Source organism: Pseudomonas sp. IT-P100, assembly GCF_949767185.1.
GTDB lineage: Bacteria > Pseudomonadota > Gammaproteobacteria > Pseudomonadales > Pseudomonadaceae > Aquipseudomonas > Aquipseudomonas fluorescens_B.
The window spans coordinates 42,655-68,556 of record NZ_CATKQK010000011.1 but is presented as its reverse complement, the minus strand read 5'-3'; the positions used below and the strand labels follow the sequence as shown (position 1 = coordinate 68,556).

The following is a 25,902-nucleotide window of genomic DNA, read 5'->3' as shown; positions in this document are numbered from 1 at the left end:
GTAGTGACTCCTCAGGGTTTCGGTCTAAAGAACGCGGTCAGGTTGCGACCGAACCCCACATCAGCGAGTGCAGCGTAGAAGCGGTTGGAAGCTTCGATCCCCGCTTGCCCGATCAATCGCTCAAGCGTCAACCGGGCCCGGTGGGCCGCCGGTCCCTGGGAACGATCGGCGACGTAGTTTGATCCTTCATGTGCGAGAAAGAGGTCGATCGGAAAATCGCCCTGAATCGCAAGGCAATCCCAGTCTGTTGCCTCAGCCGTTCGGCGCAGACTGTCAGCGGTGAAGTACGACAGGTGATCGGGCATGGCGATCCAGAACCGGTCAGGTATCGCTCCCTTCGCATAGAGTTCTTCGTGATAAGCCGTGCCATCGTTCGGAACAGTCACAACAAGAAGCCCGTTGGGTGCCACTAAACGGCGCAGTGATTGCAGCAGGCTTACAGGGTCCAGAACATGCTCGAGTACGTTGCCCAGCCAGACCAGATCGTATTGTCTTTCAGACGCGATACGGGCTTCGAGCAGGTCGAAGACATCACCCTGCTCGACATGACCGACGTAGTCCGGATTGACCTGTTGCACGCCTGCGCGACTGTAGTCGATACCTTGAACCTGCCACCCGAGCCGATCGAAGAACTTGAGCACGAAGCCTTCCCCGCAGCCGACATCAAGGAGGCTACCGGACTGGTCATCACTCAAGAGCGTACGAGCCTGAAGTGCCTTTTGCGCGATTCGCAGCTCAATGACCTCGAGTTCTTCTTCAGAATAAGACCTTCGAAAACTGCTACTGGCCGCGTTCTGAAAATAAGCCTGCGCATAATATTCGCTCAAGGCCTCTGACGTGGGGCGATCCACCACCTCCAGAAAACCGAACTCGTGCCGGCGTAGACGCGGGTCATTCATCCAAACATCCTTTCATGTTTCAGCTCGGCAAGCGCCCAGTCTTCTTCGGTATCGATGTCCTGCACCTGGATCGCGGGCAAAACGATCGAGCCGGTGTTCGCCCCCATCAACACGTGGTCGCGCAAAAACGCCTCGGTGCGGAACCAGTACCACTGACCTGCATCGTGATAGGCAACCGGAAGGTCCTGTGATCTGGCGTTGAGGTTTTCAGGGAAGTTGAGGGCGATGCACCCATCATCCTCACGTTGCAGCGATCGCCAGATCGGATAGGAAAAAGCAGCGACGGGCATGATGACGTCGAACCGGCCTCCTAACAGTTTCTCTCGTCCGTCAGCCAGGTCCTGTGCCCGCACGAAAGGCGCCGTCGGGTAAAGGCAGCAGGCAAGATCGAACTGCACGCCCGCTTCGGCGTATTGATCCAGCACCTCAAGCAGCACTTGCGACGTGGTGGCGTGATCATCCGCCGCGGAGGCCGACCGCAGAAATGGCACGTCGGCACCCAAGGCGCGCGCAATTTCTGCAATCTCCGGATCATCGGTGCTGACCATTACGGTGTCGAAGGTACCGGATTCGATTGCCGCTTCGATTGACCAGGCCAGCATGGGGCGACCGCGAAACAGGCGGATGTTTTTACGCGGGATTCGCTTGCTGCCCCCCCTGGCAGGAATGATCGCGATGGCGGTCTGTGTGCCGGTCATGTATCGAGACCTCCTTCGATCATCGAGGCATCGAGTGGCTCGCCAAAGGCAAGCGCGCGCACCGCCCTGCGCCCAAGCACTGCATCAAGAAACTTGGGTTTGAGCCCGTTACCGGGACGGATAGAGCGCACGTTTTCCTCCGTCAACATCTCGCCCTTGGCGACAGGCGCCACGACATAGAGTGAACGGCGATTCTTCAGGACAATTTCTTCCGACCGTGTGGGCTCGAATGCGGGAGCACCGACCGCCACATGGGCGATGCGCGCCGTCGTCACGAGCTCGGCGAGTTCTGCGGGTTCCAGCGAAAATGCGCTATCGACCCCACCCTCCTCACGGGCCAGGGTGAAATGCTTTTCAATGAACGACGCCCCCAGCCCTACTGCAATGGCAGACACCACCGTGCCAAGCGTATGGTCGGAAAGCCCGGCCACTACGTCGAAACGCCGGGCGATCTCTGCGATCGTCGCCAGGTTCGCTTCCTCTGGCGGCGCCGGATACGCGGCTGTGCAGTGAAGGACAACAATCTCTGTGGCGCCCGCCCCACGCGCAGCCTCTACTGCTTCTGCGATTTCCTCAAGGGTCGCCATGCCCGTGGACATCACGATGGGCTTGCCCGTGCGCGCCACCTTGCGAATGAGTGGCAGGTCGATCAATTCAGGCGATGCAATCTTGTAGGCCGGTGCGCCAAGAGACTCGAGGAAATCCACGGCCGTGGCATCAAAGGGCGATGAAAACACCGTAATCCCCACCTTGCGGCCATGCTCAAAGATCGCTTCGTGCCACTCCCACGGCGTGTGTGCTTCTTCATAAAGCTCATAGAGGCGGCGTCCATCCCAGAGACCACCGCTCACCATGAATTCCGGCCCGCTGTGATCGATGGTGATGGTATCGGCGCGGTACGTCTGAATCTTGACCGCATCAGCGCCAGCCAGTTTGGCGGCTTCAATAATGCGAAAGGCACGGTTGATGTCACCGTTATGGTTCCCGGACATCTCGGCAACGATGTAAGGCGGCTCCGCCGGACCGATGCGACGCCCGGCGATGCTCAGAACCGGTGGCCGAGCGCTGTGCGCTCCTGTTCCCCGTGCTGCGTGCTGCCCTTTCACAAAGCCACTCCAGTTGTATTGGTTTTCAAAAAATAATCGATTCGCTGCCGGATACCGCGGGCCGGCATGTTTGCAATGCCACTCAAGTGTTTCTAAGCCTCAAGCAACAGACGCCGCAGTTGTTCCACCACATAATCCTGCTGTTCATCGCTCAGCAAAGGAAACATCGGCAGGCTGATAGCCTCGGCGTAATACCGCTCTGCCTGCGGGAAGTCACCTTCGGCAAACCCCAGGTTGCGATAGTAAGGCTGCAAATGCACCGGAATGTAGTGCAGGTTCACGCCCACCCCGGCCGCTCTCATGCCTTCGAACACCTGTCGATGGTTAAGGTTAATCCGGTCTGTGTGCAACCGCACCACGTACAGATGCCACGCCGATTCTGCCTCAGGCTGCGCGCCAGGCAAGGTCAGCGGCAAGTACGCCAGCAAGCGCTGATATCGCGCCGCCAGTTCACGGCGGCGCGCGACGAACCCATCGAGTTTGTTCAGCTGCGACAGGCCTAGAGCCGCTTGCAGGTCGGTGATCCGGTAATTGAAGCCCAGTTCCACTTGCTGATAGTACCAAGGGCCGTGACTGGATTCGGTCATCTGTTGCGGATCGCGGGTCATGCCGTGACTGCGCAGGCGCTGCAAGCGCTCGGCCAGTTCAGGGCGATTGGTCAACACCATGCCACCCTCGGCACTGGTGATGATTTTCACCGGGTGAAAACTGAATACCGTCATCGCCGCGAATTCGCCGCAACCTACGGGACGCCCGGCATAGGAGGCGCCGACCGCGTGGGACGCATCCTCTATCACCGTAACGCCGTAACGTTCGGCCAATCCAGCAATCATCCGCATGTCGCAGCTCTGACCGGAAAACGCCACGGCCACCAGCACCTTTGGCAGTGTGCCATCGCGTTCAGCGGCTTCAAGCTTCGACGCCAGTGCATAGGCGTCGAGATTCCATGTCAGTGGATCGATGTCGACAAAATCGACCTCGGCGCCGCAGTAACGACCACAGTTGGCCGAGGCCAGAAATGTGTTCGGCGTGGTCCATAGTCGATCGCCCGGTCCGAGTCCGGCGGCAAGGCAGGCAATGTGGAGCGCCGCCGTGGCATTGCATACCGCCACCGCAAAATCAGCCTGACAACGTTGCGCCAATGCCTGTTCGAAGCGTTCGATGGTCGGCCCTTGAGTGAGCCAGTCTGACTGCAACACGTCCACCACCGCGTCGATGTCTGCCTGATCGAGACTTTGCCGACCGTAGGGAATCATGCCGACAGCTTCGCGTGTAGATCAGCAATCTGGCCGACCGACAGGTAGTGCGGATTGGTGTCGGAACGGTACTCGAAATCTTCACTGACCGGCCTGCCCTGCTCCCCCAGTTTGTCGACGGCAAAATCCACGTCGACACTGGTGAAACGAATCGATGGCTGAATGGTGTAGTGATCGGCGAACTCCAGGGTCATCCGCGCGTCATCCAACGGCACCATCAACTCATGGAGCTTTTCTCCCGGGCGAATACCGACGTGCCTGTGCGGTAAATGTTCAGCCATGCCCAGAGCCAGATCGACGATGCGAATCGACGGGATCTTTGGCACGAACACTTCACCACCGTGCATGCGCGCGAAGCTGTCGAGCACAAACTGCACGCCATGATCGAGGGTGATCCAGAAACGCGTCATGCGCTCATCGGTGATTGGCAGCTCTGTGGCGCCCTTGGCAATCAGTTGGCTGAAAAACGGCACCACCGACCCCCGCGACCCGGCGACGTTACCGTAACGAACCACTGAAAAACGGGTGTTCTGGTCGCCGGCAATATTGTTCGCGGCGACGAACAACTTGTCCGACAGCAGCTTGGTTGCACCGTACAGGTTGATCGGACTGGCAGCCTTGTCGGTGGACAGCGCGACAACTTTTTCCACGCCGTTGTCGATGGCCGCTGCGATGATGTTTTCCGCACCGTTGACGTTGGTGCGAATGCATTCAGTCGGGTTGTACTCCGCCGCCGGCACTTGCTTCAGTGCCGCGGCGTGCACCACGTAATCGATGCCACGCATGGCCTGGCGCAAACGGTCAGCATCGCGAACATCACCAAGGAAGTAACGCATGCATGGCGCGTTGAACGTCTGCTGCATCTCGTACTGTTTGAGCTCATCGCGGGAGAACACCACCACCCGCTTCGGCTGATATTGCTCCAGCAGTCGGCGGATGAAATTGCGCCCGAACGAGCCGGTGCCGCCTGAGATGAAAATCGATTTACCGTTGAACATGCCTTGAGTCCTTTTACCTGTCAGCCAGGCTTATGCGAGCAATTGCGCCCAGTTCACCGGGGTCGGTTCAGCAAGGGTAAAGCCCTTGCCGGTCAGGGCCAGGTTCTGGTTGTAAGCCTCGTCGTGGGCAAAACGTGCCAGCCACTTATCGCGCAAGGCCGCCACTGCCTGCGGATCGTTCGGCAAGGTGCCCGGGTGTGCAATCTGAACCTGCGGCGTCCATACCGTCAGCAAACCGGCATCGGCGACTTTCAGGCACAGATCGACATCGGCGTAAGCCTCATCGAAGTGCTCGCGATCCAGGCCACCGAGGGCAACGAAGACTTCCTTGCGAATCATCAGGCACGCACCGGAAACGGCCGAATAATTCTGCTCGACAGCCAATCGGCGCATGTAGCCCGGTGCATCTTTTTTCTCGCCGATGAAGGGTGAAGCGATCTCGCCGTTTAGCCCCAGGATCAGGCCGGCACCGCTTACGTTGCCCTCGCGATCCACCAGCTTGGCACCGACCACCCCGACTTCGGGACGCTGGGCCTGATTGAGTAACGCTTCGATCCAGTTAGCGTTGACCACTTCGGCGTCCGCCGCCAGCAGCACCAGGTATTCACCTTGAGCCTGCTCGACCGCCAGGTTCATCAGCGCCGACGTGCTCAGTCGCTGCGTTGCCTTGACCAGACGAATCCGGCCTCGCCCGTTTTGCTCCAGGCTGTCGAGCCAGGTGAGCAGCTCGGTGGACTGGCTGTGGTTATCCACAATGACGATTTCGTTGTTTTGATAGCGCGTGCGCTGCAATACGCTGACCAGGCCGCGCTGCAAGTGCTCCAGATTGTCCTGACTGTGGATGACGATCGACACTTTCGGGCGAGCGACATGACGGTAGTCGATGCGGTAACCACCCGACGCCTCGGCGCTGACCTGCGCTTGATAACCGCGAGTCGCCAGATGACGAACCAACGTCTGACGCTCGTGTTCGTTGGGCGCCAGCTCGGGTGCTGCGGTGATCAGCAACGGCTCCGCCAGATGGGCAAGACCGGCCAGCCCACCGGCTTCGATAAGGCGCAGCAGCAAGTCAAACTCGAGCGCCGACGAGAACTCGCGGGAAAAACCACCGACCTCCACCAACGCTTCGCGGCTGATCAGCCAGTGCCGCGCGACAAGTGCCGGCATGCTCTGCAACAGGTCAAGGTTGAAAGCGGGCCGGAAGACATCGACCAGCGTGCCATTGGCATTGCGATGAATCTCGTCCATCGCCACCGCACGGCATCCTTCGGCGTTCTGCAATTCGATACTGGCACGCAAGAAGCCTGCTGCGGTGAATTCGTCACCTGCTTCGGCCAGCAACAGCCAATCCGAGGTCGACTGACGAACGATCTGGTTCAGTTTGTCGACGTAATTGGCCGTGGAGACCTTGACGAAATGCAGCGTGTTTTGTGCGGTGGTGACCGCCGGCAAGTCACCCGTGGTGAAGATCACCACTTTGAATGCGCGGAACGCACTCTCCATGAGGCTATCCAGGGTGGCCTGGAGCTTGTCCATGTCAGCGTCCAGATCCAGCAGCAGAATGCCGAACTGAGGACCTCCTTCGTTAGCCGCCAGGTGCTGATTGATTTTCCTCACCGCGGTGTCGTTCGGTTGACGGGCTTGCAGCCAGTTGTGCAGACGTCCCGAGGGCATCGTGTCGAGCAACTGGCGACTGTCGAAGGTCGGCACAGTGTCCAGACGCTGAACCCACTCAGTCAGCACCTGGGCATCGGCAGGCTCATCCATCTGCCGCAGCTGCTGTGCCAGTTTTTGCACCACCCGACGGTTGAAGGCTCCCAATTGCACCGCTTCAAGCAGACGGTTCTGGATCGTCGCCGAACTGTCATTGGAGTAAGTGCGCTGCAAAGCCTCTTGCTTGAGCAATGCGCCTTCCATTTCTTCGAGTTGCAAGCGCCCGGCCGGCATCGCATGCAGGAGGAACTCGCATTGCGTGAGTTGTTCGAAGAAAGCGCTGTTGTAGAACGGCATCTCGACGTATTGCTGCGGCCCGAAGACCCGCTTCGGGTCCACCGTCGGATCCTTCCAGTAAGACTCGAAAATCGGTTCGATAGTCAGCGCCTTACGGGTTGTCAGGCTTTCTGCCAGGACGGCGAAGCTCTGCAGGGCAACCTCTGCAGTCTGTTGTTCATCCAGGCCACTGATGCCGGTCGGCAGCGACGCCAGAAATCCGGCAAAGCGCTCGCGCTCCGCGACTGAACGCGCATCCTTGAAGGTCAGGGTCGTCATGATTTCGGTGTTGTGATCCGAGCGGCCATAGTTGACCTCGCGCACCACGTAAGGCGACGGGAGAATCCGCGCCTTGGCCCGTGCCAGCATGTAGTAGACATGCCCGATTTCCTGCCACTCGAAGATCGTTTTTTCAGGCAACGCCTGATACCAGTCACGCAGCAACGAGGTGCGGTGAACCGCATAGAACGGCGGAATGTACTGGCTCATGTAATCGAGGACACGATCCTGACCGCGCTCGGCGTTGTAGTCCTCGTGCACTTTTTTGTCACGGCGGTAGTACTGCACGTAGTTGGAGTGGGTCAGGTACATCAGGCAATAGCCATGGCACAGACCGTAGTCCGGGTTGGCTTCAAGGAAGTTCACGGACTCGGTGAGGGCACCGTGCAGCAGAAAATCATCGTCAGAGGCGAAGACCATGTACGGCGTGGTGACCTGCTCGACGCCGTACACCAGTTTGGTCTGGATTCCCCAGTAGCCAAACTGCGGCAAATGCCGGTAGTCGATGGTGTCCGCGACCGCAGCCGCGCCCTCCAGCGCAACGGTCGATGAGTCGAGGACCAGAATCTTGCAAGGCAATGTGCTGTAGAACTGCAATGCCCTGCGCAAAAACGCCGGGCGATTGTGTGAAATCAGCACCAGAGTGAACAGTTCACTCAGGGGCAGCGTGTTTTCAGAACCGTAAATGCCTTGCATATCCTTCCCCACCACAGACCGATTGCCCGATGAACGCTTGAATAAAGGTGTCGCTTAACGCACGCGGCGCAGGTAGCCATCCGGCGCTACTGAAATCAGCAGTTTGTTGTCCATCGCGCGGTCAATTTCGAAATCGCGGTTTTCTTCCAGGTAGGCCCAGACCGCGGTTTTCGGGTTGTCACCCTTGCCCCAAGGACGATCCGGGAACGCATCTTCCGGCATGTCTTCGACCACGGTGTCCATGACGACGCAGTAGCTGTCCACCGACACCAGCGGCGCATACAAACGCAGTTCTTCGAGCACGTGATCGTGGGTGTGGTTGGAGTCCAGCACCAGGATGACTTTCTTGCCTTCGGCCGCGGCACGCACTTGTGCGGCGATAGCCGGGTCGATACTCGAACCTTCGATCATCGAAATGCGCTTGCTCATCGGATGGCTTTCGATGGCTTCGCGGTTGTGCGCACGGATATCGAGGTCGATGCCCAGCACTTCGCCGTGACCTTGCAGCTCCAGCAGGGACGCGTAGTAGATGATCGAGCCGCCATGGGCGATGCCGCATTCAATCACCAGGTCCGGCTTGACCTGCCAGATGATCTCTTGCATCGCCATCATGTCTTGCGGCAGTTGAATGATCGGGCGACCCATCCACGAGAAGTGGTAGCTGTATTTGTGTCTGGCCGATTCGTTGAAGAAATCCCGGGCCAGACCCGTCAGTTTCTGGTCATCGCCCTGACGCGCGATTTCTGCCTGGCACTCGGCTTCGAACGCTTTATTGATGGTGTTGTCGGTCATTTTAAAAGTCTCAATAGTCACTGGAACGAAGCGCTGTCTACGGCGTGATAGACGTAGCGTCCACCGGTCATCCGCTTGATTTCTTCGAGGTAGTTGGAGTTCATCACAAACAGGTTGGCGCCTTCAGGCAAGGCGTCTATCGCCTCTTGGGGCGAGGACACGCGCGCGCCGCTCAGGGGCAGATAGCGCCCCTGCTTGGCCGGGTTGATATCCACCACGCGGTCCACCGCCACACCAGCCCGTTGCAGGAACAGCGAATAGATCACGCCTTTGGACGACGCCCCCCAGATCGCCGAACCCTGTTCCGGGTTTGCCTGAATGATTTGCACCGCGCGCTCGAGGCTGCCGGTGAAAGCTCGCGGCAGGTCCAGGCGTGGCACCGGTTGATCCGGGGTCAGGCGCAAGGTCGCAAGATCCGCGACGATGTACAGGTATTGGCCACCGAACAGGTGCCCGGCCTCATGCACGGTCCCGAACATCCGGCGCAGGTCATCGAGGCGGAAATAATTGACGTGCTCATAGAACAGGTCGAACCAGGCGCGGTGTTCGAGGATCCAGTCGAAGCACGGCACCTCGATGTAAATCTGCCCGCCCTGATTGGCGTCGGCCATCTCGGCCAGAAAACTCACCGGGTCCTGGATGTGTTCCAGCACATGACGCAGCACGATGGCGTCTGCCGCCAGGCCGAGGCCAAGGGTGAATGGCGCCTTGATCACGTCGGCGTTGTTGCCTTCGTAGGCCGGGTCGATGCCGGTGATGGCGTAGCCCAGACCTTTGAGCAGTTCGAGAAAGTAGCCTTTGCCGCAGCCGACTTCGATCAGTTCCTGCCCTTTGAAATGGCGAGCAATGATGCCTTCGACATCGCTCAGGTGCTTCTGGAACTGGCCCGAATGCGCCTGCTCGTTCTGGTAGTCGGCGTCGTAGCTGAGCTTGTCGGCATCAAAGGCCTGGTTGAAAACCAGCCCGCTCTTTTGATCCTGCACCAGCACCATGTCGGCGCTCGCCGAGGCCCTGGCTGACGCCGGGTCGGCAAAGGTCCGGTTCTGCAACACCGGCAGGTCGGCGACCCGATACAACTCATGCCTCATGCTCTGCTCCCAGTACCTGTTGCAAACGGTCCGCCACGCCCCAGAACGCCATCGGTTCGTGGGTCGGGTATGGGTAATGACCCAGGTTCAATTCGATCGACGCGCCACGTTCGCGCACACGCTGTTCGACCAGCGCCCGCACCGAAACCGGCTGGCCGCTGGCGCAATTGATCACACCGTCGAAGTCACGCTGTTGCATGATCGCAGCGAGGTAACCGGCAGCCGTCTCGATCGCCAGGTAATCGCGCAATTGTTCGCCGCCCGACATGCTGAAACGCTCGTCGCCGGCATCGATCGCCCGGTCCAGCGCTGCGAGCAGACTGTTGGGGTTTTGACCCGCGCCGTGCAGGTAAAACAGTCGCGCCCATTGCAGCGTGAACGGTTGAACCCGCTGCAGGTTTTCGAGGAACAGACGCAGGGTGTTTTTAGCCAACCCGTATGGGTTGCTCGGCTGCGGCGCGGTCTGCTCGTTGAGCGGCCCGCTTTGCATTCCGTATTCGAAGCAGGTGCCGGTGACCAGCACTTGGGGTACGCCCGCCTCGATCGCGCTCTTGATGAAGCGGTAATCGGCCATCAGGTTGTGCTCGAAGTGAAACAGCGCCTGATAGTTGGGCAAGCCAGGCCAGGCCAGATGCGCCAAGGCGTCGATGCCATCGGTCAATGCGCCGATGTCCAGGTCTGCGCCGTGAATATCGGCCTTGATGAACTCCACGGCATTGATCCACGGCAAGCTCGCGGCGGTTTCGGCGTTGCGCGCCACCGCGCGAACTGCGCAGCCACGGGCGAGCAACGCCGCGACCAAATGGCGGCCGACGAATCCGGTGGCACCGGTCACCAGCACTTTCACAGGACGGTCAACTCAGGCACGGCGATCACGAAGCGGCCATCCCACTGACGCACCTGAGCCAGTTGCTGGCTGACTTCGTGCAACAGGTTCCACGGCAATACCAGCACGTAATCCGGTTTTTCCAACTCGATCTGCGTCGGCGAAACAATCGGAATGCGACTGCCCGGCAGGTACTTGCCCTGCTTGTGCGGGTTGGCGTCGGCGACCCAGGCCAGCAGGTCCGGCTTGACCCCGGCGTAGTTGAGCAAGGTGTTTCCCTTGGCGGCGGCACCGTAACCGACCACACGCTTGCCGTCGGCCTTGGCCTTGAGCAGAAAGCGCAGCAGTTCGTGTTTGATACGTTCGGCGGCCGGCGCGAGGGTCGCGTAGTACTCGGGGGTTTTCACCCCTGCGACGAGTTCGGCTTGCAATTGCCGAGCAACCGCAGGCTGCACGTCACGACGAACACCCTCACCCCGCTGGACGAAGACCCGCAACGAACCGCCATGGGTCGACAGCTGACTGACGTCAAAGACTTCCAGACCGTTGCGTTCGCACAATGTCTGCACAGCGGTCAGGGACAGGTAGGAATAGTGCTCGTGATACAGCGTGTCGAACTGCTTCCCGGCCATCAGCGTCAGCAGTTGCGGAAACTCGAACGTCGCCACGCCGGTCGGCTTGAGCAAGGTTGCGAAACCACCGAGGAAATCATTGATGTCCGGCACGTGGGCCAATACGTTGTTGGCCGCCATCAGGTCCGCGGACCAGCCTTCGCCGACCAATTGTGCAGCGGTGTTTCGTCCGAAGAACAACTCGCGGATTTCCAGGCCTTTTTCGCGCGCCGCTTGCGCCGTGCTGCGGGTCGGCTCAACGCCCAGGCAAGGGATGCCGCGACCGGCGACGTACTGCAACAGATAACCGTCATTGGCTGCGACTTCCACCACACGGCTGTCGGCGGTCAGGCCGAAGCGCTCGACCATCTCGACGACGTAGCGATCGGCATGCGCCAGCCAGGTGCTGGAGAAGGAACTGAAATAGGCATACTCGGCGTCGAACAGGCTGTCGGCGCTGGTGTAATCCTCGGTTTGCACCAACCAGCACTGCTGACACACCGCGACCTTCAGAGGCACCCATTGTTCGGCCTGTTCCAACTGATCGGCACGGACGTAGGCGTTCGACGGCGGCGAGGTGCCGAGATCGATCAGCGGCAAGGCCAAAGGAGTTCCGCAACCACGGCAGTTCATAGACGCACTCCAGCGAAACGTTCATCGAGCAAGGGATGGCTGCCGTCCCTGGCTGACAGATTATTGACAGGCAATGGCCAGGTAATCGCCAGCCGTGGATCGTTCACCGACAAACCACCTTCGTGCTCCGGCGCGTAGTCGGCGCTGTGCAGGTAAAGCAACTCGGCGTCATCGGTCAGGGTCTGGAAGCCGTGGGCGAACCCGGCCGGAATCAGCAGACTACGACCGTCGCCAGCCCGAAGGTGTTCGGCGTGCCAGTGCAGGAACGTCTCGGAGTCGGGGCGCAAGTCCACCGCCACATCCCAGACTTCCCCGCGCAGGCAGGTGATCAGCTTGGCTTCCGGTGCGTTGGCGTTTTGGTAATGCAGGCCACGCACACTACCCCGCTCACGGGTGCAGGAATGGTTGATCTGACGAATATGAAACGGCTGGCCAAAGGCACTCAGGCTGCCTTCGCAGAACAGTCGGGCGAAGTGCCCGCGATCATCTTCGAAGCGCTTGTGCTGCACGCTGAACAAGCCGTTCAGCGGCAACGCTTTCAACAGGAATTCGCTCACAGCGCGCCTCGGTACAGGTTCAACTGACCCAACGTGATGGCACGCATGTCGTCGCCGTTTTGCCAGGCCAAGTGCCAATCGAGGGTCTGGGTCAGGCACTCCTGTAACGACCAGCGCGGTTGCCAGCTCAACAGTTGACGGGCGCGGCTGCTGTCCAGGCGCAACAGGCCTGCCTCATGCAAATCACTGGGTTCGATGCGCAATCCGCGCGCTTGAGGCCAGCGGTTGGCGAGCAGTTCAACCACTTCGCCAACGCTGCACATGTCCGCTTCGCTCGGGCCGAAGTTCCACGCACCGGCGAACTCGGGGCCCTGTTCATAGAGACCGGCGGCGAGCTGCAGATAACCCGCCAAAGGTTCAAGCGCGTGCTGCCACGGGCGTACGGCCTGCGGGTAGCGCAAGGTCACCGGCTCGTCCGCCGACCAGGCCTTGAGCACGTCGGGGATCAGGCGTTCAGGCGCGAAGTCACCACCGCCCAGCACGTTGCCCGCGCGCGCCGTGGCCAGGGCCAGGCCGTGCTCGGCATAACGCTCGGACGGGAAGAACGACGCGGCGTAGGACTGCGCCAACAGTTCGCAGCAAGCCTTGCTGCTGCTGTAAGGATCGTGGCCACCGAGGGCTTCGTTTTCGCGGTACGGCCATAACCATTCCTGGTTGGCGTAAACCTTATCGGTGGTAACCAGCACGCAGGCGCGCACGCCACCGACCTGACGGATGGCTTCAAGCAGATTGAGGGTGCCCATGACGTTGCTGGAATATGTCCCCAGCGGATCGCGATAGCCTTCGCGCACCAACGGTTGAGCCGCCAGGTGCAGGACGATTTCCGGTTGGGTTTCAGCAATCAATTCCAGCAACGCGCCCAGGTCACGCAGGTCGCCGCGCTGATCATTGATGCCCTCGTGAACACGCGCCAGCTCGAACAGGCTCGGCTCGGTCGACGGGTCCAGGGAAAATCCGCTGACCTCAGCACCCAGGCTTTGCAGCCACAGGGTCAACCAACTGCCTTTGAAACCGGTGTGGCCCGTCAGCAGAACCCGCTTGCCGCGCCAGAATTCCGGACTCAATCCCATTGCTTCCATGGGGCCTCCCCGCTCAGCCACAACTGCTCAAGGTGGTTTTTATCGCGCAGGGTGTCCATCGGATGCCAGAAACCGTCGTGCTGAAACGCTTGCAGCTGTTGTTCGTCGGCCAGCGCGGCCAGCGGCTCGGCCTCCCAGGAGGTCTGGTCGTCGGCAATGTACGGCAACACTTTTGGCGACAGTACAAAAAACCCGCCATTGATCCAGCCGCCGTCACCGCGCGGTTTTTCAATGAAACCTTTGACGCTGTCGCCATCGCGCTCCAGGGCGCCGTAACGACCCGGTGGCTGCACAGCGGTGACGGTCGCGAGTTTGCCGTGAGTCAGGTGAAAGTCCACCAGGGCGCCGATATTAAGGTCGGAAACGCCATCGCCGTAGGTAAAGCAGAACGCCTGTTCGCCTTCCAGATAACGTGCGGCACGACGCAGGCGGCCACCGGTCATGGTGTCTTCGCCCGTGTCGATCAGCGTCACGCGCCATGGCTCGCTGTAATTCTGGTGAACGTCCATGCGGTTATTGCACATGTCGAACGTGACGTCGGAGGTATGCAGGAAGTAGTTGGCGAAGAAGTCCTTGATCGCGTAGCCCTTATAGCCCAGGCAAATCACGAAATCATGGATCCCGTGAGCGGAGTACTGCTTCATGATGTGCCAGAGAATTGGCTTGCCGCCGATTTCAATCATCGGCTTGGGTTTGAGGTGCGATTCCTCACTGATGCGCGTGCCCAGGCCGCCCGCCAAAATAACTGCCTTCATCGTCTCCCCTCTTGTTCGTCACAGGGCTCAGCCAAGCTGTATCAAGCTTTTGCGGGCCTTCTGGATAAAACCTTCAATGCCGGTCAGGGCGCTTCTGGATTGACCGGAAGTGCTCGTTTTATGGCGATATCGAGGGGGCTTGCAGGAAACGCGCCAGCTCTTTCTCTTCGGTCGGTGGGGGACTGGAACGTAATGGCTGGGTTGGGGAGAGGCTGGCTTTGGGTGTATATCCGTTGCTGCAAAACCGGATATACCCCCGATCAAAAAAGTCAGTTCGGCAACCAACCCTCAGCCCAATAATTCAGGTTGTTGCCCCGCAACATATAGTCGCGCAACACTTCCTCGCGTAACGCATCACCCATGCGGTAACTCGCATCAGGGTCAGCCAGGTGCATACGAATAGCCTCAAGCCATTCCTCGGTACTGTTGCTCACCACCTTGGTACACGGCAGATAACCCCGATAAGCCTCGGTGTCGGTACAGATCACCGGGTACCCGCACGCGCCATATTCCAGAAGGCGCAAGTTGCTCTTGCAGTCGTTGAAGATGTGAAACTCCAACGGCGCCAAAGCGAGATCAAGGTTCAGGCTGGCCAGTTTGGCGGGGTAAGCCAGCAGGCCGACAGCCGGATGAAATTCATGCACGTAAGGCTTGAGTGTCGGAGGACACATGCCAAAAAACACCCATTCGACTTCATCCGCCAGCTGGCGAACGACATCGGCAATAATGGCCAGGTCCCCATCATGACTGGTCCCACCGCCCCAGCCGACCCTCGGTTTACGCGACGTACGTCGCTGACTGCTCAGGCCGGTCCACAGATGCGGAGCGAGCATGTTCGGCACCACGCGAATATCGTCATGCATGCCTTTGAGAGCATCGGCCAGCGGCTGGGTCGACACCACCACCCGGTCACACAACCCGATCCCACGCCGCACAATCTGTTCAACGCCCACGATGGACTTGCGCACGTGAGCATTTTTCTTCGGCACGTCGATGACATAGTCATCAAGCTCGAAGATCCGGAATGCCCGTGAGCTGTTCCTGACCCGCTCCACTTCATTCACCGCACTTTCACTGTAGCGCCCTTGCAGAATGATGACGTCGGGCGACTGACGCTCCAGCTCGATGTCCGAAGGCGTATGGAACGAAAGATTACCGAGTACTTGACCCGCAGCCTCCAGCTCGAGAAATGGCTGGGTGACGCGGTAATGCCCTACAGCGGTCTCGTTGATCGGGATTGCCAGAACCCGTGGCAGCATGTGACGGACGAACGGATTCCAATCGTTCTTGAAACCCGGTTCAAGACTGAAATTATTGGTATTTAGGCTGAGGTTGACGTTGTACGCCGGATCTCTGGCGATGATCGGCAGCCAGCGCTGATAAAACAGCTTGTGCTCAGCCACCAGCGTTGACACTACCGGCCCGCTCTCCGCCTCGGCAGCCACGTGGACCGACTCGGCATACGGCGTCCAGACCACCAGATACCCCTTCTGCCTGACACGCAGACAGAAGTCAGGGCCGCCGAGCCTTTGGGAAAAGGCTTGCTCGTCCAACCCCTGAAGCTCATCGAACACCTGCTTGCGGACCAGCAGGCACTCGGCGCTCACAGCGCTCAAATTCTGCACCGCCTGCTGGCGCTGCATATAGCCCGGGGTGGTCATCACCTCCCCGCGCCAAGGCACGCCGACAGGGCCGCGCATACCCAGCACCAGGGCCGAACCTTCAATACGTCCCTGAGGGCTGACCATCCGGCCACCAACAACCCCCACCTCCGGACGCAATCCGTGGTTCAACAGTTCGCCAAGCCAGTCGCGGTTGACGATCAGGCTGTCCGGGCTGAGCAACAGCACGTACTCGCCGCGAACCTGAGCAACCGCGAAGTTCTGCGCCGCAGCCGGGTTATCGGCGTAATCACAGTGCAGCACGCGCAATTTTTCGCCGCCCATTTGCGACATGGCGGCAAGCCAGTCCTGCGCTTCGATCGAGGTGCTTGCGTTGTCCACGATCAACAATTCGTAGTGAGCATACGCCGTATGCTCAAGCACGCTTTCGATACAGCGCTGAAGCGGGCCGAGCCGGTCCCGCATCACTACAACAATGGACACCAGCGGCTGAACGCCATGCCGGTAGTCAATTCGATTGATCAGCGGCACGCTGCCTTCGCGGACCTCGTGTGCAGCGCCGATGCGATCAAGGTGAGCCGTCAGTACGCGAGCGTTTTGTTCGACCACCTGCGGCATAGCGAGCCATTGCGACAGGCCGAACGAGGACTCGACCAGCACTTGGGCGACATGCTCCACGACATGCGCGCCGTGGTTTTCGACCAGACGCCAGACCAGGTCATGAGGACCGAGCTCGGTGAAATCCGGGTTGAATCCACCGGCATCCACAAAGCGCTGGCGCTGAATGGCCAGCGTCCGCCCGATATAGGGATAACTGCGCAACAGGTCCAGATTGAAGTCGGACTTGAAGATCGGCTCGACCGACAGGTCATTGCGCAAGCCACCTTCATCGCTGTAGATGCACAGAGCGTCGGCACTCTCGACCATCCGCTCGGCCAAAAGCAGCAAGGCCAGTTCATTCAGGCGATCACCGGCCCGCAGAAGATAGAACCAGTCCGCATTGTCCGCCTGCATCAACAGGCCATTGAGCTGCTCGAGTCCATCGCCTTGCAAGGTCAAACGAGTCACGTTACCAGCAAGAGCGCCGGCACGATTTTCACCGGAGAGCACCCATACCGTTTCGGCGGCATAGACCTGCCGTTCGATACTCTCCAGTGTGACGCCAAGTGCCGCCTCATCGGCCTCGGCATCAATCACCACTGGCACAATCCGCGGCTGCCATGCCCACGAGGCAAGGCGCGCGGGCAACAGGCGTTGCTGGGCCGGGTTGAGGGTGCGACAGGCCAGCCATTGCTGATACACATCAGCGAAGCTGTCACAGTTTTCACCCACCCGCGAACGGATCAAGGTCGCGGAAAAGCCCAGAGAACGACTCAGGGGCATTTCCTCCCAGGCATACGGCTCACCGAGGGCGGCGCTGGCCAGATCGATATAACGAACATGCCCTGGCGCAGGTGCCGGCTCGCCGCTGCGCACCGCCAGCATCTGGGTCAGCCAGCCGAGCTCGACCGCCACGGCCTGCTGGACCTCCAATTGATTGCTCATACGCGCCGGGTGCAAGCGTTCGAAACTGAGCACCTGCCCCATTACCGCCAGATTGCCACGACGCAACAGGCAGACGAACAAGGCGAAATCGAGACGGGCGACAAACCCTTCGCCGATCTGGGTCAATGCGGGCAGATACTCCAGCACCTGATGAGTACGCATCAGGGCGCCACTCAGATTGCTGAGGAAGTTGATGGCCGTGCTTTCCAGCACATCCAGCAAGTCTTCACCCTTGAACAGCGTATCCCCCGAGGCAAAGCTGGAGTTCTCAAGACGCTCGGGAAGCAGCAAGTAATCGCCGTCGCAATACTGACGCTGAGCGATCACCAGATTCACGTCGTCATGGCCAATGAAGCCTTGCACCTGACGAGCAATACTCTCAGGCAGCAGTTGATCGTCATCACAGAGAAGCTTGAGATACTCCCCGGTTGCCTGCTCGGCGCAGGCCATCAGATTCCCCTTGAACCCCAGGTGTTGCTCATTGCGCACATAACGCAATGTCACGGTTTGCGGCACCGTGCAGGCCTGGACCAGCTCATGGATTTCGTCGCTGTCGCTGTCGTCACACACGATCACTTCAAGCGACGCATAGGTCTGATTCAGAGCACTTTGCAGCGCGGCCTGAAAGTACAGCGGGTTGTAGGCGGGAATGGCGATGCTGACAAGGGGCGTTGGTTTCACGGCGGGGGAACTCGCGAGCGGCGGGCGCTCACTCTGGAACGAGTGGAGCAACCCTGAACCGCTGAAAAAAGACGGTTTGCACTCGGTGCCTCAACCCCCGCGCCAATAGCGCGAAGGTCTCGACTCAGACTTTGTTGAACAGCCCCAACTGAGCGATTTTGCTGAACGCCAATTGCGAGGCTTGCAGCATGGTTTGCTGCAAGGTCAGGCGGGTCATCACCGTGGCCGGGTCCGAATCACGGATCGACCCCTGGGTCTGCGTGTTGGCCAACACCAGGCTCTGGTTGATTTCGGTCTGGGTCGTCAACGACGCACCGCGACCACCCACGGAACTGATGCTGGAGGTCAACTGGTCCATGCCACTGGCAAGGTTGCCGACGCCCGAACCGATGGCTGCGTTGAGTTTTTGAATGGCCAGCGGATCGTTGTTGGTTGGCGTCGACAGCGCGGTTTTCAGCTGGCTGACGGTGTCCAGAATGTTCTGCGTCTGGTGAGTGTTGACCGTGACGGAGAACTGGTCACCGGCAAGCATCGTCGGCGCCGGCGCGCCACTCAGCGTAAAGGCGACACCCGATGCGGTGGCGACGTTACCCGCCAGAACGCCATTGGAAACCGGCTTGCTGTTCGCGGTCAGAGGCGCAGCATACAACTCGAAAGCCGTGGGACTGGTGAACTTGAGGATCGCCTCGCCTTCCGGAAAGCTAGCGTGGTAGGCCGCACTGTTGGTAATGCTCGTGTTGGTGACGACTTCGGTAGACACGTTGCCCGGAGCACGGGACGCATTGAAGCTGTCCGGTTTGGCCGCCAGGGTGAAACTGTAGGCATTGGGGGACGGAGGCGCCGGAAACACGGTCGCCGGAACGTCACCCGCCTTCATGTTGATGTTCAACTTCAGGTCAACGCCACGGAAATTGATCGTCTGTGTGGCGGCACCTCCGGTGGAGCTGAACACTCCATTGCCGGTAGCCTCGGACGTGACGTCGTTACCCAGCGAATCGCGGATTTCCAGTTGCGTAGGGCTGAGGATATTCACGGTGTAGGGCTCGCCACCACGGAATTTGGCGTTATAGGTCACGTCCGAATTCACCTGACCATTGGAAAGCACCACACGACCACCATCAACGGCTGGCGTAGGCGAACTCATGGTGGTCTGCGTGCGACTGGTGTTAATCGCCTGCTGGAACACAGCCCAACCGGTGCTGTTGGTGGCCATCGATTGGGTATCGCCAATCGGCAGATCCAGCGTGACCTGATCACCGTTATAGCTGTAGGTACCGTCGGTGTTGCGCGTGAACGGAACGGTGTCGCCCTTGGAGCCGGCGAAAATGTATTTGCCGTTTTCATCCTTGGTGTTCATCAGGCTCAACAGCTGCTCTTCGATCTGGCTGAGCTCCGAAGCGTTTGCCTGGCGGTCGGCATCGGTATAGCCGGCGTTGCCGGCACCCAGGGCCAGTTCCTTGGCGCGTTGCAGCACGTTGCCGATGCTGGTCATGACTGCTTCAGTCTGGCCAAGCGTGGCCTTGATCGTCGTCATGTTGTTCGAGAACTGATCAAGCATCGAAGCCTGCTGACCCAATTGCAGCAGACGCGACGCGCCGACCGGATCATCGGCGGCCGTGTTGACGCGAACCAGGCTGCTCGCCTCTTCGCTGCTCTTGACCACGTTGGCGAAGTTCTTCTGATAGTTCGCAGCAGAGGACTCGTAAAACTGGGCGGTAGAAATGCGCATGGGCTACGACTCCTTAAAGACTGTTGATCAGTGTGCTGAAGATTTCCTGCGCAGCCTTGATGATCTGCGAGGACGCGGTGTAGTACTGCTGATACTTGACCAGGTTGCCGGTCTCCTCATCGAGGTCGACACCCGAGAGCGAGTCGCGCGCGCCCTTGGCATTGGCCAGGATGGCGCCGGTCGCCGCGCTGTCGAGCTTGCCCTGTGCTGCCTTGGAACCCACGCCCTCGACCAGTTTGCCGTAGGCATCGTTCAGGGAAATACCTTTGCTGGCCGAGCCGGTGTCCACGGTCTGCGCGGTCTGCAAGTTGGCCAGTGCAGTGCCGTTACGGTTGTCCAGACTGCCCGGCTGGCTGAGCGAAACGTTGATCGCCGCGCCGTTGCTCGGGGCACCGGCAAAGCTCATGCTGAAGGTCGCGGTGTACTGAGTGGCCGGCGCAGGCGGGATCGGCGTACCCGTGGCATCCGTGAGCGGAATGCTCAGGTTCAGGGTGTTGGTCTCACCGGGCTTGATGGTGCCGGCACTGATCACCCCACCCTTGGCATCCAGGAACTGGTAGGCCTGGCTGGTGCCATCGGCGGACACCGCACCAAACACGACCTTGGTCGGCGTGGAGTTTTTCAGGCCGTTCTGCATCGCGGTTGTGGTCGCCGCGTCGTAGATGTCGAACTTGGTGGTCAGGGTCGGTTGACCGCTGGCCGGAATCGACAGGGTGCCGCTACCACTGCCGCTCGCTGCAATAGCCGCGCCCAGGGGTGCCGCGATGGCCAGACGCTTGGAGTCGGTCATCTCGGTCTTGATGTTCGCCGCCGCATCGCGGGTCGGAGTGATCTTGAAGGTGTCGCCTGCCGTGGCAGACGCCGCGTTGAACTTCAACTCAAACCCGTCGATGACCGGTGCCGTTGCCGGCGGTGCCGTGCTGAAGGTGCCCATGGGCGTGTTGTCCGGCAGGCGTTGAACGGTGTAGTCGGTCGCGGTGGTGAACGTGACCTTGTAATCGTTAATGGTCAGCTTGCCAGTGTCCTTGATGCTCACATCGAAGTTGCCGGCGCCCACGTTGCTGGTGGCGGCGATGCTGCGTTCAGAGACCAGCTTGGCCGAATTGATGTTGGTAAACAGGTTCGAACCGAAGGCACCGTTCTTGTCGATGCCCTGAGCCTGAAGGCTGTTCATCTGATCGGCGACGACCAGCGCTACACGCCCCAGTTCGTTCATGGCCGGGTCCAGCACCGTGCTGCGATAACGCAGCAGACCGCCGATTTCACCGCCGGTCATGATCGACGTGATGTCGATGGTGCTCGAGCCGCGATTGAGCTGCAGCGCCAGACGGCCCGGGTCTTCCTTGCTTGGCACCGTCTCGAGTTTGCTGGACGTGTTGCCTATGACCAGCGGCTGACCGCTGCCCAGGTAAATGTCGAGGCTGCCTTCACGCTCCACCACTTGCGCACCGGTGAAGGTCGACAGTTGGCGCACGGTTTCGTTACGCGCATCCAGCAGGTCGTTCGGCATGCCGCCGGAGCTGGAAATCTCGGAGATCTTCTGGTTCAACTGGGCCACGGTGGCGGCCAGCTTGTTGACCTGATCCGCCATGTTCGTCAGGTTGCCGTTGATGTTGGCATTCTGTTCGTTGAGCTGTGTGGAGACCGAGTTGAAACGGTTGCTCAAGGCCTGGGCATCGCTGAGCAGCAACTGGCGGGACGCATCGTCACCCGGCTTGGCGTTGACGTTCTGCACCGAGGCGAAAAACTTGGTCAGTGCGCCGTTCAGGCCGGTGCTGGTGTCGGAGAGCAACTTGTCCAGCGGCGTGACCTGATTCAGGTAGGCGGCCGAATCGCTGTTGAGCGAAGTGGTGGTCTGCAACTGCGCATCGAGGTAGCTGTTGTATACGCGGCGCACATCGGCCAGCGTCGTGCCGGTGCCGATGTAGACGTTACCGAAATGCTGAGAGGCTTTGGTGCCCTGCACTGTTTGCTGGCGCGAGTACCCGGCGGTGTCGACGTTGGCAATGTTGTTGCCGGTGGTCATCAACGAGGATTGGCCAGCGGCCAGACCCGACATCCCGATATTGAGCAAACTCATGGTTCGACCTTAATCCTTGTGCCTATAAAGGCGTGGTGGAAACGCCCGCCGCAGCGTAGTTCTGGTAACTCGTCATCTGCTTGGCTATCTGCGAAATCTTGCTCGCGTAGTCCGGGTCGGTTGCATAACCGGCCTTTTGCAACTCGCGTACAAACTGTTCTGGGTTATCGGCCGACTTCACGACATCTTGATAGCGATTGTTGGTCTGCAGCAAAGTCACAAGGTCATGGAAGCTGTCCTTGTAAGAGTCGTAGGAACGGAACTCGGCCGTCTCCTTGACCATCGCGCCATTTCTGAATTCGCTGGTGATCGCGCGCGCCGAATTGCCCTGCCAGTTGCTGCTGGCCTTGATGCCGAACAGGTTGTGGCTGCTGCTGCCATCCTGTGCGCGCATGACCGACTTGCCCCAACCGGTTTCCAGCGCTGCCTGGGCCACGAGGTAACGCGGATCGACCCCGATGCGCTCGGCGGCTTCCTTGGCCATCGGCAGCATGGTGTTGACGAATTCGTCGGCGGAGCTGAAGGCTTTCTTCGCTGGCGCCAGGGGGATTTGCGCCATGGCACGACCATGAATCTGCAGCCCGCCGTTCGATGCGGCCTGGGCATTCGCCAGCCAATCACCGTTGTACAACGGCCCTGAACCGGTAAGCGTGGTGCGCTCCGGCAATGGCGTCTTGTTGACAGTCGTGGCCGTAGTCGTGGCCGAAGGCACCAGGCCTGCCAGCAGACGGTCGGCCAGTTTCGGTGGCAATGCCAGACGTCGCTGATTGATCAGCGCCATGTCATTGCGGTGCGTGCCGTCGCCTGCTGCCTGCGGTGCATGGACCGAGCGCGACGCCCACAACGGACGCTCGCCATTGAGGCGCGACAACGGTCCGTTGGTGGCAACCGTGCCGGCGGCAATCGGCGTTTCTGCGGCGGCTTTCGCGGCCGCCTGCTTGGCCGCCGATGCGGCAGCTGCTTCGCCCGGCGCCATCGGTTTGTTCTTCGACATCTGGCGCATCAGCACGTCCGCCAGGCCGATACCACCACCCTCGCGAGACATGGAAACGGCCAACTGCTGGTCATACATTTCCTGGTATTGCTTGGCGGCCGGGGTGTTGAGCGGATTGTCCTCACCCAGGCTGTCGGTAGCCTTGCGCATGGACTTGAGCATTTCACCGAGGAACAGCGACTCGAATTCCTGCGCCACCTTGCGCATGTTCCCGTCACTGTTCTTGTCACCGACCTTGAGCTGGTTCAGCCGGTTCAGGTCCGAATAGGAACCCGAATCGTTGCTGCTGACACCCAGACCGCCCTTGCGCATATCCATGGTCGCCGTCCTCAGATCACGATCAGGTCGGCTTGCAATGCGCCGGCCTGTTTCAGAGCTTCGAGGATGGCCATCAAGTCACCCGGTGCCGCGCCGACCTGGTTCACCGCACGTACGATCTCGTCGAGGGTGGTGCCCGGGCCGAACTTGAACATTGGCTTGGCTTCCTGTTGTGCATTGACCCGCGAGCGCGGCACGACCGCCGTTTGCCCATTGGACAAAGGACCGGGCTGGCTGACGATCGGGTCTTCGGTAATGGTCACGGTGAGGCTGCCGTGGGTGACGGCGGCCGGGGACACCTTGACGTTCTGACCGATCACGATGGTGCCAGTACGCGAGTTGATGATGACTTTCGCCACCGCCTGGCCTGGATCGACTTCGAGGTTTTCGAGGATCGACAGGTAGTCGACCCGCTGACTCGGATCCAGTGGCGCCGTGACGCGAATCGAACCGCCATCGATGGCCTGTGCGACGCCAGGGCCGAGCATGTCGTTGATCTTGTCGACGATGCGCTTGGCGGTGGTGAAGTCGGAACGGTTGAGGTTCAGGGTCAGGCTGTTGCCCTGGTTGAAACCGCTCGGCACTGAACGCTCCACCGATGCACCACCGGGGATGCGACCGGCCGACGGAACGTTGACGGTGATCTTCGACCCGTCGCGACCTTCAGCATCAAAACCGCCGACCACCAGGTTGCCCTGGGCGATCGCGTACACGTTGCCATCGATACCCTTGAGCGGCGTCAACAGCAAGGTGCCGCCCCGCAGGCTCTTGGAGTTACCAATGGAAGCAACAGTGATGTCTACCTGCTGACCGGGTTTGGCGAAGGCCGGCAAGTCGGCACTGATCGATACCGCCGCGACGTTTTTCAGCTGCACGTTGCCCGAACCCGGCGGCACCTTGATGCCGAACTGCGAGAGCATGTTGTTGAAGGTCTGCAGGGTGAACGGGGTTTGCGTCGTCTGGTCACCGGTGCCGTTAAGCCCGACCACCAGGCCGTAGCCGATCAATTGGTTGGAACGTACGCCGGAAATACTGGCGATGTCCTTCAGCCGCTCGGCTTGAGCGCTGAAGGCTGCCGACAACATCAGGGCCGCAACGATGAGACTTCTGAAATTCAACGTAGCCACCTAGAAAGGGAACAGCGGGCTGAGGAAGAAACGGTCGAACCAGCCTGGCTGACTCGCATCGGCAAACGAACCGGTGCCCGAGTAGGTGATGCGTGCATCGGCAATGCGGGTCGACGAAACCGTGTTGTCGGTGGCAATGTCGTCGGCCCGGACCAGGCCGGCAATCCGTACCAGCTCATCACCCGTATTGAGGGTCATCCACTTCTCGCCGCGCACGGCAATGATGCCGTTGGGCAAGACGTCGGCGACGGTCACGGTGATCGAACCGGTCAGGCTGTTGCCCTGCCCGGCCTTGCTGTCGCCCTTGGTCGCGCGGTCGCCGCTGTAGCCGGCGTCCAGCGTCAGATCACCGTCGCTGAGCGGGTTATTCGTGTTCGGTATCGCGCCGAACAGCGAGGACAGACCGATGCTGGCCTTGCTGTTCTTGCCGATTTGCGAGTTGGCGTTCTTACTGGCCTGGGTCTTCTCGTTCAGGGTGATGGTGATGATGTCACCGACCCGGAACGCCTTGCGGTCGCTGTACAGGTTCTGTTCAAAACCGGCCTGGTAGATCGAGCCGTTATTCGCGGCAGCCGGCAACGGCGTACGCGGCAACACCGGGGCGTAGTAAGGGTCATTGGGCTTGGGCGTCGGACCGACGCAACCCGCCAGCGCGGCGACTCCACTCAGTGCCAGAACAGATACAAAGCGATTCATGACCCTACCTCACGGTGTTGCAGGCGACCTCAGGGTCGCCTCATAGACTTGATTACAGATTCTGCGTTACGAACGAGAGCATCTGGTCGGCGGTGGAGATCACCTTGGAGTTCATCTCGTAGGCGCGCTGAGTGGTGATCATGTTGACCATCTCTTCAACCGTGCTGACGTTGGACGTTTCCAGGGTGTTCTGCAGCGTGGTGCCGAAACCTGCCAGGCCTGGCGTGCCGACTTGCGGCGCTCCACTGGCGGCGGTTTCCAGGAACAGGTTGTTACCCACCGCTTGCAGGCCGGCCGGGTTGATGAAATCGGCGGTCTGCAGGTTGCCGATCACCTGGGACGCCGGGTTACCGGCAATGGTGATGGACACGGTGCCGTCGCGACCGACCGTGAAGGTCTGTGCGTCGTTCGGAATGACAATGGCCGGCTCCAGGGCGAAACCGCTGGCATTGACGATCTGGCCGTTGGAATCGAGGTGGAAGGTGCCGTCACGGGTGTAGGAAGTGGTGCCGTCCGGCTGCAGGATCTGGAAGAAACCGCGACCGTCGATGGCCATGTCCAACGGCTGCTCGGTGGTTTGCAGGCTACCGGCGTTGAAGTTTTTCTGGGTGCCGACGATGCGCACACCGGTACCCAGTTGCAGGCCCGACGGCAGTTCGCTGTCCTGGGTCGACTGGGCGCCTGGCTGGCGTTTGATCTGGTACAGCAAGTCCTGGAACTCGGCACGGTCACGTTTGAAGCCCGTGGTCGACACGTTGGCCAGGTTGTTGGAAATGGTGGTCAGGTTGGTGTCCTGGGCGGACAGACCTGTTTTGGCAACCCATAGAGCCGGAAGCATTCGATTCTCC

At 60.0% G+C, this 25,902-nt stretch carries 20 protein-coding genes; all 20 read right to left on the bottom strand.

All coding sequences use genetic code 11. The annotated features are described in order from the left end of the window. Nucleotides 1-11: 11 nt before the first annotated feature. The 20 genes from ACM6IQ_RS08430 to flgG all read right to left on the bottom strand — a co-directional run bounded on the left by ACM6IQ_RS08430 (nt 12) and on the right by flgG (nt 25,892). Nucleotides 12-899 carry a class I SAM-dependent methyltransferase gene (locus tag ACM6IQ_RS08430; protein ID WP_414878509.1) on the bottom strand — a complete coding sequence of 296 codons (888 nt, stop codon included), beginning with the start codon at nt 897-899 and terminating at the stop codon, nt 12-14. Further along, the gene (gene pseF, locus ACM6IQ_RS08425) at nt 896-1,597 is read right to left on the bottom strand and encodes a pseudaminic acid cytidylyltransferase (protein WP_414878508.1); all 702 of its coding nucleotides are present in this window, start codon (nt 1,595-1,597) and stop codon (nt 896-898) included. Before pseF ends, ACM6IQ_RS08430 begins: the two co-directional genes overlap by 4 nt. Then, nucleotides 1,594-2,703 carry a pseudaminic acid synthase gene (pseI, locus tag ACM6IQ_RS08420; protein WP_414878507.1) on the bottom strand — a complete coding sequence of 370 codons (1,110 nt, stop codon included), beginning with the start codon at nt 2,701-2,703 and terminating at the stop codon, nt 1,594-1,596. The genes pseF and pseI overlap by 4 nt, the downstream gene beginning before the upstream one ends. 92 nt (nt 2,704-2,795) lie before the next feature. Next, a complete protein-coding gene (gene pseC / locus ACM6IQ_RS08415; protein WP_414878506.1) occupies nt 2,796-3,959 on the bottom strand; it encodes a UDP-4-amino-4,6-dideoxy-N-acetyl-beta-L-altrosamine transaminase in 1,164 nt (387 codons plus the stop codon). Beyond that, nucleotides 3,956-4,957, bottom strand: coding sequence for a UDP-N-acetylglucosamine 4,6-dehydratase (inverting) (gene pseB / locus ACM6IQ_RS08410; protein ID WP_414878505.1), 1,002 nt, complete (start codon nt 4,955-4,957; stop codon nt 3,956-3,958). Before pseB ends, pseC begins: the two co-directional genes overlap by 4 nt. A gap of 30 nt (nt 4,958-4,987) precedes the next feature. Next, nucleotides 4,988-7,921 (bottom strand): glycosyltransferase family 2 protein, encoded by a 2,934-nt coding sequence (locus tag ACM6IQ_RS08405; protein WP_414878504.1) that lies wholly within the window; start codon nt 7,919-7,921, stop codon nt 4,988-4,990. Between the two features lie 54 nt (nt 7,922-7,975). Further along, entirely contained in the window at nt 7,976-8,713 is a 738-nt protein-coding gene (locus ACM6IQ_RS08400; protein WP_008035271.1) for a cephalosporin hydroxylase family protein, read from the bottom strand. A 17-nt stretch (nt 8,714-8,730) separates the two neighbouring features. Continuing rightward, nucleotides 8,731-9,801, bottom strand: coding sequence for a class I SAM-dependent methyltransferase (locus ACM6IQ_RS08395; RefSeq protein WP_414878503.1), 1,071 nt, complete (start codon nt 9,799-9,801; stop codon nt 8,731-8,733). Continuing rightward, entirely contained in the window at nt 9,791-10,648 is an 858-nt protein-coding gene (locus tag ACM6IQ_RS08390; protein ID WP_414878502.1) for an NAD-dependent epimerase/dehydratase family protein, read from the bottom strand. The genes ACM6IQ_RS08395 and ACM6IQ_RS08390 overlap by 11 nt, the downstream gene beginning before the upstream one ends. Continuing rightward, nucleotides 10,645-11,871, bottom strand: coding sequence for a methyltransferase domain-containing protein (locus tag ACM6IQ_RS08385; protein ID WP_414878501.1), 1,227 nt, complete (start codon nt 11,869-11,871; stop codon nt 10,645-10,647). The genes ACM6IQ_RS08390 and ACM6IQ_RS08385 overlap by 4 nt, the downstream gene beginning before the upstream one ends. After that, nucleotides 11,868-12,428, bottom strand: coding sequence for a dTDP-4-dehydrorhamnose 3,5-epimerase family protein (locus ACM6IQ_RS08380; RefSeq protein WP_414878500.1), 561 nt, complete (start codon nt 12,426-12,428; stop codon nt 11,868-11,870). The genes ACM6IQ_RS08385 and ACM6IQ_RS08380 overlap by 4 nt, the downstream gene beginning before the upstream one ends. Beyond that, the gene (gene rfbG, locus ACM6IQ_RS08375; protein ID WP_414878499.1) at nt 12,425-13,507 is read right to left on the bottom strand and encodes a CDP-glucose 4,6-dehydratase; all 1,083 of its coding nucleotides are present in this window, start codon (nt 13,505-13,507) and stop codon (nt 12,425-12,427) included. The genes ACM6IQ_RS08380 and rfbG overlap by 4 nt, the downstream gene beginning before the upstream one ends. Then, nucleotides 13,489-14,262, bottom strand: a complete 774-nt coding sequence (gene rfbF / locus ACM6IQ_RS08370; RefSeq protein WP_008035281.1) for a glucose-1-phosphate cytidylyltransferase — start codon at nt 14,260-14,262, stop codon at nt 13,489-13,491. The genes rfbG and rfbF overlap by 19 nt, the downstream gene beginning before the upstream one ends. Nucleotides 14,263-14,531: 269 nt before the next feature. After that, nucleotides 14,532-18,110, bottom strand: a complete 3,579-nt coding sequence (locus ACM6IQ_RS08365) for a glycosyltransferase (protein WP_414878498.1) — start codon at nt 18,108-18,110, stop codon at nt 14,532-14,534. A gap of 124 nt (nt 18,111-18,234) precedes the next feature. Next, nucleotides 18,235-19,839, bottom strand: a complete 1,605-nt coding sequence (locus tag ACM6IQ_RS08360) for a flagellar hook-associated protein 3 (protein WP_414878497.1) — start codon at nt 19,837-19,839, stop codon at nt 18,235-18,237. Between the two features lie 13 nt (nt 19,840-19,852). Next, nucleotides 19,853-21,919, bottom strand: coding sequence for a flagellar hook-associated protein FlgK (flgK, locus tag ACM6IQ_RS08355; protein ID WP_414878496.1), 2,067 nt, complete (start codon nt 21,917-21,919; stop codon nt 19,853-19,855). 22 nt (nt 21,920-21,941) lie between these two features. Continuing rightward, complete coding sequence (gene flgJ, locus ACM6IQ_RS08350; RefSeq protein WP_414878495.1) at nt 21,942-23,231, bottom strand: flagellar assembly peptidoglycan hydrolase FlgJ; 1,290 nt, start codon at nt 23,229-23,231, stop codon at nt 21,942-21,944. Between the two features lie 11 nt (nt 23,232-23,242). Next, on the bottom strand, nt 23,243-24,316 hold the full coding sequence (locus tag ACM6IQ_RS08345; protein ID WP_414878976.1) for a flagellar basal body P-ring protein FlgI: 1,074 nt from the start codon (nt 24,314-24,316) through the stop codon (nt 23,243-23,245). A gap of 42 nt (nt 24,317-24,358) precedes the next feature. Beyond that, nucleotides 24,359-25,054 (bottom strand): flagellar basal body L-ring protein FlgH, encoded by a 696-nt coding sequence (gene flgH, locus ACM6IQ_RS08340; RefSeq protein ID WP_017337156.1) that lies wholly within the window; start codon nt 25,052-25,054, stop codon nt 24,359-24,361. Nucleotides 25,055-25,106: 52 nt separating this feature from the next. Beyond that, nucleotides 25,107-25,892, bottom strand: a complete 786-nt coding sequence (gene flgG / locus ACM6IQ_RS08335; protein ID WP_017337155.1) for a flagellar basal-body rod protein FlgG — start codon at nt 25,890-25,892, stop codon at nt 25,107-25,109. Nucleotides 25,893-25,902: the final 10 nt, after the last annotated feature.